14 protein-coding genes are annotated in these 12,514 nt (G+C 70.5%); 10 read left to right on the top strand and 4 right to left on the bottom strand.

The genetic code is table 11. From position 1 onward, the window contains the following. Positions 1 to 11 precede the first annotated feature (11 nt). Complete coding sequence (locus ACIHFD_RS25950) at positions 12 to 527, top strand: DinB family protein (RefSeq protein WP_397369045.1); 516 nt, start codon at positions 12 to 14, stop codon at positions 525 to 527. Here ACIHFD_RS25950 and ACIHFD_RS25945 read toward each other — a convergent pair. Then, entirely contained in the window at positions 521 to 958 is a 438-nt protein-coding gene (locus tag ACIHFD_RS25945) for a GNAT family N-acetyltransferase (RefSeq protein ID WP_363977046.1), read from the bottom strand. The genes ACIHFD_RS25950 and ACIHFD_RS25945 overlap by 7 nt on opposite strands. Before the next feature lie 23 nt (positions 959 to 981). Then, entirely contained in the window at positions 982 to 2,094 is a 1,113-nt protein-coding gene (locus ACIHFD_RS25940) for an ROK family protein (RefSeq protein WP_397369044.1), read from the bottom strand. Between the two features lie 90 nt (positions 2,095 to 2,184). Between ACIHFD_RS25940 and xylA the strand changes: the two genes are divergently transcribed. The 7 genes from xylA to ACIHFD_RS25905 all read left to right on the top strand — a co-directional run bounded on the left by xylA (position 2,185) and on the right by ACIHFD_RS25905 (position 9,201). Then, positions 2,185 to 3,336, top strand: a complete 1,152-nt coding sequence (gene xylA / locus ACIHFD_RS25935) for a xylose isomerase (RefSeq protein ID WP_397369043.1) — start codon at positions 2,185 to 2,187, stop codon at positions 3,334 to 3,336. Next, a complete protein-coding gene (locus ACIHFD_RS25930) occupies positions 3,333 to 4,076 on the top strand; it encodes a sugar phosphate isomerase/epimerase family protein (RefSeq protein ID WP_397369042.1) in 744 nt (247 codons plus the stop codon). The genes xylA and ACIHFD_RS25930 overlap by 4 nt, the downstream gene beginning before the upstream one ends. After that, positions 4,073 to 5,173: a Gfo/Idh/MocA family protein gene (locus ACIHFD_RS25925; protein ID WP_397369041.1), complete on the top strand. Its 1,101-nt coding sequence runs from the start codon at positions 4,073 to 4,075 to the stop codon at positions 5,171 to 5,173. The genes ACIHFD_RS25930 and ACIHFD_RS25925 overlap by 4 nt, the downstream gene beginning before the upstream one ends. 127 nt (positions 5,174 to 5,300) lie before the next feature. Next, positions 5,301 to 6,902 carry a lysine--tRNA ligase gene (gene lysS, locus ACIHFD_RS25920; RefSeq protein WP_397369040.1) on the top strand — a complete coding sequence of 534 codons (1,602 nt, stop codon included), beginning with the start codon at positions 5,301 to 5,303 and terminating at the stop codon, positions 6,900 to 6,902. Beyond that, entirely contained in the window at positions 6,899 to 7,429 is a 531-nt protein-coding gene (locus ACIHFD_RS25915) for an AAA family ATPase (protein ID WP_397369039.1), read from the top strand. Before lysS ends, ACIHFD_RS25915 begins: the two co-directional genes overlap by 4 nt. 62 nt (positions 7,430 to 7,491) lie before the next feature. Next, positions 7,492 to 8,226 carry a glycosyltransferase family 2 protein gene (locus ACIHFD_RS25910; RefSeq protein ID WP_397369038.1) on the top strand — a complete coding sequence of 245 codons (735 nt, stop codon included), beginning with the start codon at positions 7,492 to 7,494 and terminating at the stop codon, positions 8,224 to 8,226. Positions 8,227 to 8,238: 12 nt separating this feature from the next. Further along, positions 8,239 to 9,201 carry a 2-dehydropantoate 2-reductase N-terminal domain-containing protein gene (locus ACIHFD_RS25905; RefSeq protein WP_350732643.1) on the top strand — a complete coding sequence of 321 codons (963 nt, stop codon included), beginning with the start codon at positions 8,239 to 8,241 and terminating at the stop codon, positions 9,199 to 9,201. On the opposite strand, the gene ACIHFD_RS25900 is transcribed toward ACIHFD_RS25905, so the two are convergent. Continuing rightward, on the bottom strand, positions 9,176 to 9,703 hold the full coding sequence (locus ACIHFD_RS25900; protein WP_397369037.1) for a DUF6886 family protein: 528 nt from the start codon (positions 9,701 to 9,703) through the stop codon (positions 9,176 to 9,178). The two genes, ACIHFD_RS25905 and ACIHFD_RS25900, sit on opposite strands and share 26 nt — an antisense overlap. Positions 9,704 to 9,777: 74 nt before the next feature. Here ACIHFD_RS25900 and ACIHFD_RS25895 point away from each other — a divergent pair, with 74 nt between their 5' ends. Further along, positions 9,778 to 10,134: a hypothetical protein gene (locus ACIHFD_RS25895; protein ID WP_350732641.1), complete on the top strand. Its 357-nt coding sequence runs from the start codon at positions 9,778 to 9,780 to the stop codon at positions 10,132 to 10,134. A gap of 1 nt (position 10,135) precedes the next feature. On the opposite strand, the gene ACIHFD_RS25890 is transcribed toward ACIHFD_RS25895, so the two are convergent. Next, positions 10,136 to 10,549: a hypothetical protein gene (locus ACIHFD_RS25890; protein ID WP_313044104.1), complete on the bottom strand. Its 414-nt coding sequence runs from the start codon at positions 10,547 to 10,549 to the stop codon at positions 10,136 to 10,138. A gap of 62 nt (positions 10,550 to 10,611) precedes the next feature. On the opposite strand from ACIHFD_RS25890, the gene ACIHFD_RS25885 reads away from it, so the two are divergent. Beyond that, positions 10,612 to 12,513 (top strand): nitrate- and nitrite sensing domain-containing protein, encoded by a 1,902-nt coding sequence (locus tag ACIHFD_RS25885; RefSeq protein ID WP_397369036.1) that lies wholly within the window; start codon positions 10,612 to 10,614, stop codon positions 12,511 to 12,513. Position 12,514: the final 1 nt, after the last annotated feature.

Below are 12,514 nucleotides of genomic sequence, written 5' to 3'. Positions count from 1 at the left end.
CGTCGGCGGCCATGAGCCTCTCGCGCGTACGCCCTCCCGCGGTCGCAGACGAACGTACCCAGCTCATCGGCTGGCTCGACCTGCAGCGCGCGCTCGTGCGGTGGAAATGCGAGGGCCTGTCGGAGGAGGACGCCCACCGGCCGGTCCTGCCGACCTCGCCGCTCATGACGGTGGCGGGCCTGGTCTCCCACATGCGCTGGACCGAGCACTGCTGGTTCGAGGTCCTCTTCCTGGGCCGCGACTCGGCCCCCAACCCGCAGTTCGACGAGACGGCGGAGGACCTTGACATGCGGGTCGAGGGCGTCCCGCTGGCCCGGCTCCTCGACGAGTTCGAGCAGCAGTGCGCGGTCTCCAACGAGATCGTCGCCGCCCACTCGTTCGACGACGTGGGCGAGTTCCCCGGCTTCAGCTCCAACGCCGCCACCCTGCGCTGGATCCTGCTCCACATGGTCGAGGAGACCGCCAGGCACGTCGGCCACCTCGACACGGTCAGGGAGCTGCTCGACGGCGCCAAGGGCTACTACTGAGCCAGCGGCTTCTCGTAGCAGCGGGTCAGCGGGGCGTCCACGTACTTCCCGTACGGCTCGATCGGCCGGTACGCGCACCGCTCGTACAGCGCGATGGCCTCGGGCTGCCGCAGCCCGGTCGCCAGCCGCAGCCGCCGGTAGCCCAGGTCCCAGGCCAGCCCCTCCAGCGCGCCCAGGATCGACGTGGCGATGCCGCGCCCGCGATACTCGGGCAGCACGAACATCCGCTTGAGCTCCCCGGTGAGGTCGTCCACGGGCTGCACGGCGCCGCAGCCGACGGCCCGGCCGTCCACCGACGCCACGAGGAACCTCGCGCCGTCCTTGACCTGCGAGCGCCCCTCGGGCCCGTAACGCGCCACCAGCTCCGCGAACGCCGCGTCGAGCAGTTCGGTCAGCTCGCCGTCCTCGGCGGCCCGCTCTTCGATCAGCATGCCGATATGGTAGAGATCGCCCCTTACAGGCCGAGCATCTGGGCGGGCTCGGCGATGACCTGCTGGATGATCAGCCCCGCCGCGCCCAGCACCGCGGCGTCCGCGCCGATGCCGGAGACCACGAGAGCGGGCGGCGTGCCCCGCATGTGGCCCAGCCGGGTGCCCAACCCCTCCGACACCGGCCCTTCGAGCCAGGGGAAGAGCGGCGCGTAGATCCCGCCGAGCACGATCCGGCCCGGGTCGAGCAGGTGCACGGCCGAGGTGAGCGCCACGCCGAGCGCGTGCCCGGCCCGCCCGCACGCCTCCAGCGCCTGGCGCTCTCCCGACTCCAGCCGCGTGACCAGCTCGGACACCGAGGGAAGTGCCCCCAGAAGAGCGTCCTGACCGGCGTACACCTCCAGGCAGCCCCGCCCGCCGCACCTGCAGGCGGGCCCGTCGGGCACCACGACCACGTGACCGAGCTCGCCCGCCAGCCCGAACGTCCCCCTGAACACGGTGCCGTCCACCACGAGCCCGGCCCCGATGCCGATCTCGCCGGACACGTAGAGGAAGTCCGTCTCCCGCGAGCCGAACCACAGCTCGCCGAGCGCCGCCAGGTTCGCCTCGTTGTCGATGACGAAGGGCAGGTCGACGAGGTCCGGCACGCGTACGTCCCGCCAGCCCAGATGCGGCGCGTTGCGCAGCACCTCGCCCTCGACCGTCCCGGGCACGGCCAGGGCGGCGCCGATGACCCGCAGCCCGGCCGGCTCGGCCTCGGCCGTGGTCTCCTTCACCAGGTCGCGCAGGCTCCCGAGGATGTCCACGGGGTCGGAGTTGCGGTTGTCGGCCGGCCGGGTACGGCGCAGCCGCACCTCCCGGGTCAGATCGACGACGCACGCGGCCAGGTAGTCGATGTTGATCTCCAGCCCCAGCGTGGCGACCCGGTCGCCGCTCAGGCTCACGGCCACGCCCGGCCGCCCCCGCTCGCCGCCCCGCACGGCCCCGCCCTCGGCCACCGCTCCCGCCTCGATCAGGTCGGACACGAGGCTGGACACGGTGGTCTTGGTGAGCCCCGTCATCTCGGCGAGCGCGGCCCGGGTGTGCGGTCCTGATCGGTGGATGGCGCCCAGGACTACGGCCAGGTTACGGGCGCGCATGGAATCATGCCGGACCCCTCTTGACGCCGCCATGCCTGCCTCCTCAGGATTATGTACAGATTATGGACTAATCCCGAGGAGCGCACACAAATGACCGATTTCATCCCAACCCCGACCGACCAGTTCACCTTCGGCCTCTGGACGGTCGGCTGGCAGGCGCGCGACCCCTTCGGCGACGCCTCGCGGGCGCCGCTCGACCCGGTGGAGACCGTCCACAAGCTCTCGGAGCTGGGCGCGTACGGCGTCACGTTCCACGACGACGACCTGCTCGCCGTCGAGCCCGACCGGGACAAGGCCGTCGCCGCGTTCAGGAAGGCCCTGGACGAGACCGGCATGAAGGTCCCGATGGCCACCACGAACCTCTTCACCCACCCGGTCTTCAAGGACGGCGCGTTCACCAGCAACGACCGCGACGTCCGCCGGTACGCGCTGCGCAAGGTGATCAGGAACATCGACCTGGCCGCCTCGCTCGGCGCCAAGACGTACGTGTGCTGGGGCGGCCGCGAGGGCTCCGAGTCCGACTCGGCCAAGGACGTCAAGGCCGCGCTCGACCGCTACAAGGAGGGCCTGGACACGCTGTGCTCGTACGTACGCGAGCGCGGCTACGACCTCCGCTTCGCCCTCGAGCCCAAGCCGAACGAGCCCCGCGGCGACATCCTCCTGCCCACGATCGGCCACGCCCTGGCACTGATCAACGAGCTGGAGCACCCCGAGATGGTGGGCCTCAACCCCGAGGTCGGCCACGAGCAGATGGCCGGGCTCAACTTCGTGCACGGCATCGCCCAGGCGCTGTGGCACGGCAAGCTCTTCCACATCGACCTCAACGGCCAGCACGGCCCCAAGTACGACCAGGACCTGATCTTCGGCCACGGCGACCTCAAGAGCGCTTTCTTCCTGGTCGACCTGCTGGAGAACGGCGGCTACGACGGCCCCCGCCACTTCGACTACAAGCCGCTGCGCACCGAGGACGCCCAGGACGTGTGGGACTCGGCGGCCGCGAACATGCGCACCTACCTGATCCTCAAGGAGAAGTCGCGGGCCTTCCGCGCCGACCCCGAAGTGCAGGAGGCCCTGAGCGCCTCCCGCGTGGACGAACTCGCCCAGCCCACGCTTGCGCCGGGCGAGACCTGGGCAGACCTGGCCAAGGACGACTTCGACCCCGAGGTGGCCGCCGCCCGCGGCTTCCACTTCACCCGGCTCAACCAGCTCGCACTCGAGCACCTCCTGGGGGTACGCGGATGACGAAACCGATCAGTGTCCAGCTCTACACCGTCAGGGACGCGCTGGCGGCCGACCGCGACACGGTGCTGAGCCGGATCGCGGAGATCGGCTATCGGTCCGTCGAGCCCTACGACCCCACGACGGACCCCAAGGGCTTCCGCGAGGTCGTGGACGACCTGGGGCTGACGGTGTCGAGCACGCACGCGTACGCGCTGCTCAGCAAGGAGCCGTCGAAGGTCTTCGACGCCATCGCCACGGTCGGCACCGACCTGGTGATCATCCCCGGCGGCATCGAGCACGAGGAGTTCACCACGCGCGACGGCCTGTCGCGCACGGCCGATCTGCTGAACGGCTTCGCCGAGCAGGCGGCCCGGTACGGGATGCGGATCGGCTACCACAACCACTGGTGGGAGATCGAGCCCGAGATCGACGGCCGGCACGCCATCGAGGTGCTGGCCGACCTGCTCGCTCCCGAGGTGTTCCTGGAGATCGACACCTACTGGGCGGCGGTGGGCGGCGCGGACGTGCCCGCCCTGCTCGGCCGCCTCTCCGAGCGCGTCCTGGCGCTGCACGTCAAGGACGGCCCGGTGGTCAAGGGCGAGCCGCACACCGCGGTGGGCCGCGGCGTCATGGCGGTGCCCGAGATCCTCGACGCCGCACCCGACGCCTGGCGCATCGTCGAGCTCGACGAGTGCGCGACCGACATCTTCGCCGCTCTCGCGGACAGCCACGCCTACCTCACCTCCCTGGAGGGCTCTTGAGCAACGGCCCCATCGGCGTCGCCCTCATCGGCGCCGGGAACATCAGTGGCCAATACCTCCGAAACCTCACCTCCTTCCCCGACGTCCGCGTGCTCGGCCTCGCGGACATCGACACCGAGCGGGCCGCCGCGGTCGCGGCCGAGTACGGCGTCCCCGTGTCGGGCACCCTCGCCACCGTCCTGGGGGTGCCCGAGGTCGAGATCGTCGTCAACCTCACCGTCCCGTCCGCGCACGCGGCCGTCGCGCTGGAGTCGCTGCGCGCCGGCAAGCACGTGTACGGCGAGAAGCCGCTGGCCATGAGCGTGGACGAGGCCGCCAAGGTCGTGGCCGAGGCCGCCAACCTGGGCCTGCGGGTGGGCGGCGCCCCCGACACGTTCCTGGGCGCCGGGCTCCAGTCGGCCCTGCACGCCCTGCGCTCCGGCCTCATCGGCGAGCCGGTCGCCGTCACGTCCGCCATCCAGAACCTGGGGCCGGAGTCCTGGCACCCCAACCCTGAGTTCTTCTACCAGCCGGGCGGCGGCCCGCTCTTCGACCTCGGCCCCTACTACCTGACGGCCCTGGTGTCGCTGCTCGGGCCCGTCACCCGGGTGGCGGCCGACACCCGCAAGGCGCGGCCGCACCGCGTCGTCGGCTCGGGGCCCAAGGAGGGCCTGGTCTTCCCCGTGGACGTCCCGACGCACGTCAACGCGCTGCTCGACTTCCCGGGGACGGCGACGGCGACGGCCACGTTCAGCTTCGACTCGCCGGTCCCCCGCCGGATGATCGAGATCATCGGCACCGAGGGCGCGCTGTCGCTCCCCGACCCCAACACCTTCGAGGGCCCGCTGCTGGCCCGGGGACCACGCGACGCGGACTGGCGCGAGCTGCCGGTGTCGGGCACCACGGCCGGGCGCGGCATCGGCGTGCTCGACCTGGCCAGGTCGCTCCGGGCGGGCACGGGGCACCGGGCGTCGGGGGAGCTGGCGTACCACGTGCTCGAGCTCATGTGCGCCATCTCGGAGTCGGGCGAGCGCGGTGAGTTCCTGCCCATCACCTCCACCTTGACCGCTCCGGACCCGCTCCCCGCCGACTGGGACCCGCACGCGGCGACCCTCTAGCGACCCCGCTTACCCGCCGCCCCGCCGCTCGTCGGCGGTGGGGCGCGGGCCGTCCGGGACTGGCGACACGGAGGGTTTGGTTGGTAACGCGTTGGCTTGGGTGACGCGGAGCCGCAAGAATGGCGCGATGGCGGAAAGTGCCGAGACCGACTGGGTCTCCAGGTTCGCGGACGAGGTCATCACCGAGGCGGAGCGGCGCGCGCCCGGCAAACCGATCGTCTGCGCCTCGGGCCTGAGCCCGTCGGGCCCCATCCATCTGGGCAACCTGCGCGAGGTCATGACCCCCCACCTCGTCGCCGACGAGATCCGGCGGCGCGGGGTCGAGTGCGTGCATCTGCTGTCCTGGGACGACTACGACCGCTTCCGCAGGGTGCCCGCGGGCGTCGACCCGTCGTGGGCCGAGCACATCGGCAAGCCGCTGACCTCGGTGCCCGCCCCTCCCGGGAGCTCGTACGCCAACTGGGCCGAGCACTTCAAGGCGCCCATGATCCGGGCCCTGGAGGAGCTGGGCGTCGAATACCGCGGCATCAGCCAGACCGAGCAGTACACGCGCGGCGCCTACCGCGAGCAGATCCTGCTGGCCGTGCGCGAGCGCGCGAAGATCGACGCCGTGCTCTCCCGCTACCGGTCGAAGCAGGTGGAGGAGTACTTCCCGTACAAGCCGTACTGCGACCTGTGCGAGCGCGACCTGACGACGGTCACCGCGTACGACGACGCGACCACCGAGCTGGCCTACACCTGCGAGTGCGGCTTCGGCGAGACCGTGCGCCTGGCCGAGCACGACCGCGGCAAGCTCGTCTGGAAGGTCGACTGGCCGATGCGCTGGGCCTACGAGGGCGTGGTCTTCGAGCCGTCGGGGGTCGATCACCACTCTCCCGGCTCGGCGTGGATCGTCGGCGACCAGATCGTGGGCGAGGTGTTCGGCGGCCGGCAGCCGATCGGCCCCATGTACGCGTTCGTCGGCATCACCGGCATGGCCAAGATGAGCAGCTCCAAGGGCGACGTGCCGACTCCCGCCGACGCGCTGGAGATCATGGAGGCGCCGGTGCTGCGCTGGCTTTACGCCCGCCGCAAGCCCGCCCAGTCCTTCAAGATCGCCTTCGACCAGGAGATCCAGCGGCTCTACGACGAGTGGGACGCCCTGGGCCGCAAGATCGCGGATGGTCAGGGGCAGCCCGCCGAGCTGGCCGCGTACAGGAGGGCGGTGGGCACGGCCGCGGGCCCGCTGCCCGCCACCCCGCACCCGGTCCCGTACCGGACGCTGGCCTCCATCGTGGACGTCACGACCGGCGACGCCGAGCAGATCCTGCGGATCCTGCGCGACCTCGACGCGATCGAGACGGTCGACGAGGCCCGCCCCCGCCTGGACCGGGCGCAGCGCTGGGTCGATGCCCACGTGCCCGCCGGCGAGCGCACGCGCGTGCGCGAGGACCCGGACGAGGAGTTGCTCGACTCGCTCGGCCAGACCGAGCGCGAGTCGCTGCGGCTGCTGTCCGACGGCCTGGACGACTGGTCGCTGGACAGCCTCACCACGCTCGTGTACGGCGTGCCGAAGCTCCAGGCGGGCCTGCCGGCCGACGCCAAGGCGACACCCGAGCTGAAGGCGGCGCAGCGGGCCTTCTTCGCCCTGCTCTACAGGCTGCTGGTCGGCCGCGACACCGGCCCCAGGCTGCCCACGCTGCTGCTGTCCATAGGCGCCGACCGGGTGCGGAAGCTCGTCGGCACGTGAACGGCGCCGTCCTGATCACCGGCGTCTCGGCCGCCGGCAAGTCCACCGTGGCGCAGGCGCTGGCGGAGCGCCTGCCGCGCTCCGCCCACGTGCGCGGCGACACGTTCCGGCGCATGGTCGTGGGCGGCCGCGCCGAGATGACCCCTGACCTCGACGGCGAGGCGCTCCGCCAGCTGCACCTGCGTCACCGGATAGCGGCGAACACCGCGGACCTGTATTTCGATGCCGGATTCACGCCAATAGTCCAGGACGTTATTCTTGGCCCGGACTTGGAACGGTTTACGAAATTGATTCATACTCGTCCTCTTCATGTAATCGTCCTGGCACCCGATCCGGATGAAGTGGATCGCCGCGAACGTGCCCGCCCCAAGGTCGGGTACGGCTCCGACTGGACGATTGCCCAGCTAGACGAGTCGCTGCGGACCGAGACCCCGCGCATTGGTCTATGGTTGGACACCACGCGCCAGGCCCCCGGGGAGACCGTCGACGAGATCATCGAGAGGGCCGCGGAGGCGCTGGTCCGATAAATGACGGACCAATGCAAGGCAGTGTCAAGTGACTTGCATGTGTGGGGAGTCATCTTGATTCCATGAACAAGCAGCCTTTCGCCGCCAGCGTCAGTGTCAGTGTCATCGTCCCCGCGATGAACGAGGCCGAGAACCTTCCCCACGTCTTCGCGACGCTGCCCGACTGGATCGACGAGGTGATCCTGGTCGACGGCAACTCGACCGACGACACCATCGCCGTAGCGCGCAGGCTGCGCCCCGACCTCCGGGTCGTCGTGCAGAGCCGGCGCGGTAAGGGCAACGCCCTCATCGAGGGCTTCCAGGCCGCCCGCGGCGACATCATCGTCATGATCGACGCCGACGGCTCGACCGACGGCCGGGAGATCCACTCCTTCGTCTCCACCCTCATCAACGGCGCCGACTTCGCCAAGGGCTCCAGGTACGCCCCTGGTGGCGGCTCGGACGACCTCAGTCCGATCCGCTCGCTCGGCAACAAGGTCCTCACCGGGATGACCAACCTGCTCTACGGCACCCGCTACACGGACCTCTGCTACGGCTACAACGCCTTCTGGGCCCGTCACCTCGACTCCCTCGAGCTCGACTGCGACGGCTTCGAGATCGAGACCCTGATGAACGTCCGCGCCGCCCAGGCCGGCCTCATCATCCACGAGGTCCCCAGCCACGAGCGCTCCCGCATCCACGGCGTGAGCAACCTGAACGCGGTGCGCGACGGCTGGCGCGTGCTCAAGACGATCATGCGGGAGCGTACGCGGGGGGCCGGCGTGCCGGCGCAGGCCCAGGTCGCCCTCGCAAAGTGACATCCTTGGACAATGCGCTACATAGTGATCGGGGCCGGAGCAGTCGGCGGAACCATCGGTGCCCGCCTCCACCAAGGCGGGCACGACGTTCTCCTCGTCGCGAGAGGCGCCCACTACGAGGCACTCAAGCGTGACGGCCTGCGCCTGATCACCCCCGAATCCACCGAGACCCTCGACATCCCCGTCGCCGACGGCCCTGTCCCCGCGCGTGACGACGACGTGCTGATCCTGGCCACCAAGTCCCAGGACACCGTCTCCGCGCTGGCCGGCTGGCCGTCCGACCTGCCCGTGGCCTGCGCCCAGAACGGCGTCGCCAACGAGCGCATGGTCCTGCGGCGGTTCGACCGCGTTTACGGCATCTGCGTGTGGCTGCCGGCCCAGCATCTGGAGCCCGGCGTCGTCGCCGCCCACGGGCACCCGTACTCGGGCCTGCTCCACGTCGGACGTTATCCCCAGGGTGTGGACGACCTCGCCGAGCGGATCGCCGGCGACCTCGGCAAGCACGGCCTGGTGGGCCTGACCCAGACCGATGTCATGCGCTGGAAGCACGGCAAGCTGCTCAGCAACCTGGGCAACGCCGTGGAGGCGCTCGTGGGCCACGTTCCCGGAAGGGACAAGGTCGTCGAGGCGGCCAGGACCGAGGCCAAAGCCTTGCTCGACCGGGCCGGGATCACGTACTCCACGCCGGAGGAAGAGGCGAGCCTGCGCGGCCACCAGGTGGACGTCCGGCCCATCGAGGGCATCGTCCGCGGCGGCGGGTCGTCGTGGCAGAGCCTGGCCAGGAGCAGCGGCTCCATCGAGGCCGACTACCTCAACGGCGAGATCGTGCTGCTCGGCCGCCTGCACGGCGTGCCCACCCCGGTCAACGAGGTGCTACGGCGCGAGGCCAACAAGTTCGCGCAGGAGAAGCGGCCGCCCGGCTCGATGCCGCTGGAGACCCTGCAGGCCCTCATCGACGGGCGTTGCGCAGCCTGATCCCGCTGAACTCCAGCGTGCTGGCGATCACCTCGTCCCAGAACGGCCACAGGCTGGGCAGCACCCTGAGCTGGATCCCCGCCTCCTCGTGCAGCTCGAACAGGTCGCCCACGCGTTCCGGCGGGCCGAGCGGCGTCACGGCGACCGTGGACACCACGGCGGTCGGCGGGTCGCCGATGGGCGCGAAGCCGTCCGCCGGCAGCCGGTACGCGTACAGCCAGACGTCTTTGAGCGCCTGGAGCCAGCCGTACTCGATGGCGTGCACGCGATCGCCGCACCCCGCGCCGACGATCCGGGCCGTGTCCTCCTCGGTGGTGCGCGGGCCGACCCAGGCCATGGCCCGCGGGCAGGCGCGCGGGAACCAGTAGTCGGGGCAGCGGTCGCGATCGACGGCCCACACGTACGACTCCGTCAAGATCGAGGTCGGCGCCACATGCGGGACGAACCTCTCGATCGTCGGGTCCTCGGAGAAGTGGAGCACCTGCCCCGGCTCGGGTCTCATGATGGCAATCTTGGCGCATACCTCATCCCCGACAGGGCAGTGGAAACGGGCTCTTACGACAAGGGGTGAGTTGGATGATTCTGCTTGGAGTGCTCTTGGTCCTCCTCGCCGGCAGCGCCGTGGCCCTCGTCCTGACCGAGGAGAGCGCCAGGTACATCCTGTTCGGGTACACCTTCGAGCCCAATCAGGTGGAGATGTTCCTCGCCGGGGCGGCGGCCATGGCCGTCCTGGCGCTGGGCCTCTGGCTGATCGGCTCGGGCTCGCGCAGGTCCGCCAGGCGCCGCCGCCGGTTGCAGGGTGCCAGAGCCGAGGCCTCCGACCGGGTGGCCCGGCTGGAGGACGAGAAGCGCGAGCTGGAGAAGCGCCTGCGGCACTCCCCCGAGCCGGGCGACCGACTGGTCGCGCGCGACTCGGAGGAGGCCAGGCCGTGAGTCACTGGCGCGAGGGCACCAGTTTGCCCTCGCGCCAGAGCGCGAACCCCGTGATGAGCGCGCCGAGCCCTTCCCAGAGTCCGACGCCGAAGAACTTGGCCGGCGCGGCCCCGGTCAGCACCAGCGTGGTGAAGACCGCGAACGTCACGAGCCTGAACGGCACCGTCCACCGGAAAAACGGCGTGTAGTCGTGAGAAGCCGCGAAAACGTAATAAACGCCCATGTTCACCGCCGCCATTGACGAGGCGGCCATATAGACCAGCGTGTAGTCACCGGCGGGACGGACATCGAGCACCTCGAAACCCAGCATGGCCAGCAGCGAGTCGGGTGAGACCAACCCGAGCAGGCCGAGCGCGAAGGCGAGGAATCCGAAGACCGCGATGGTCCAGCCGGAGAAAGAACGCGGAAGACGCACAGAAATCCTTCCAAAGGGGGGTGTACTCTGCGAGGCGATCTCATCTTGCACCCGGAGGTCGCATGCCCCCCACGCGTGGCCGCCCCATTGCCGTGAAACTTCTCGTCCTCCTGTTCGTCCCGCTGCTGTCCCTCGTGGGCCTGTGGGCGTTCGCCGCGGGCCTGACCGGCGGCGATGGCATGCGCCTGCTGTCGATCAAGGACTTGGCGACCAACCTGGCCGACCCGTCCGAGCGCGTCAACATCGAACTGCAGGACGAGCGGCTGGTCTCCGTGGAGTTCCTGGTCAGCGGGCAGGGCGCCGCCAAGATGGCCAAGCAGCGCGGCGAGACGGACCAGGCCGTGACCGCGTTCCGTACGCTCGCCAAGAACCAGCGTGACCTGTCACCGGAGATGACCGCGCAGCTCGTCACGCTCAACACCAAGCTCGACCAGCTCGCGGAGGTCCGCCGCGAGGTGGACGGCACGACCGTGGCGCCGCTCGACGTGATCGACGGCTACAGCCAGATCGTGGACGCGTCCTTCCGCATGTACGACGCCATGGTGCTGGTGCCCGACATGGCCCTCTACAAGCAGGCCAGGGCCGTGACCATGCTGGGCGAGGCCAAGGACGTGCTGTCCAGGGAGCGGGCCATGGTCGCGGTCGTGCTGGCCAGGGGCCGGGTCGAGCCCGCGGAGCACGAGGCGTTCACGGGGATGGTGGCCACCAGGCGGCTGCTGTTCTCGCAGGCGCTCTCGCACCTCGACCGCGACCTGCGCGGCCCGTACGCGCGGCTGGCCGAGTCACCGGTCTACAAGGAGTTCCTGGACGCCGAGGACGCCATCCGGGGCCAGGCGGCCACGAACGGCCTGCCCGTCACGGCCGCCACCTGGCCCGTCGACGGCCAGAACCTGTGGGCGGCGGTCGAGCGCAACCAGGCCCTGGCCGTCAAGAGCCTCGTGAGCCGGGTGACCCCGGCGGCCATCGGCATGCTGATCAAGATCGGGGTCGCGGGCGGTCTCGGCCTGATCGCCGTCATCGCGTCGATCATGCTCTCGCTGCGCTTCCGCAAGCGGCTGGTGCGCGAGCTGGCCGGGCTCCGCGACGCCGCCACGGAGCTGGCCGAGGTGCGACTGTCCGGCCTGGTCAAGCGGCTGCGCACGAACACCGCCCCGCCCACCGCCGACGAGGTCGCCCCGATCGAGGTCAAGTCCCGCACCTCCGAGGTACGCGACATCGTCCAGGCGTTCAACGACGTGCAGTCCACGGCCGTCGCGGCCGCGGTGAGCCAGGCCCGGCTCCGGCACGGCGTCAGCCAGGTCTTCGTGAACCTGGCCAGGCGCAACCAGTCACTGCTGCACCGGCAGCTGCTCCAACTCGACAGCATGGAGCGGGCGACGGAGGAGCCCGAGGCCCTGGCGGACCTGTTCAAGCTCGACCACCTCACCACGCGCATGCGCAGGCACGCCGAGAGCCTCATCATCCTGTCGGACCAGGCGCCCGGGCGCGGCTGGCGCAACCCGGTGCCGATCCTCGACGTGCTGCGCGCGGCCGTCGCGGAGGTCGAGGAGTACGAGCGGGTCGAGATCCTCCAGCCGCCGCCGGTCGCGCTGCACGGCGCGGTGGTCACGGACGTAGCCCACCTGATGGCCGAGCTGATCGAGAACGCCACCCTCTTCTCGCCGCCCCAGACCAGGGTGGACCTGCGGACCTCGACCACCCCGCACGGTCTGATGATCGAGGTCGAGGACCGCGGTCTCGGCCTGGTCAGGGCCGAGCTGGACGAGCTCAACGAGCGGCTGGCGAAGATGCCGGAGTTCGACCTGGCGCAGAGCGACCGGCTCGGCCTGTTCGTGGTGAGCAGGCTCGCGGCCAGACACGGCATCAAGGTCACTCTCGCGCCCTCCCCGTACGGCGGCCTGACCGCGATGGCCTCCCTGCCCTCGTCGCTCCTGGCCGATCAGCCGGTCATGAGCGGGCGGTAGC

Source organism: Nonomuraea sp. NPDC051941 (genome assembly GCF_044593615.1).
Note: the sequence above shows the minus strand (reverse complement) of the source record. Positions and strands in the feature narration are given on the sequence as shown.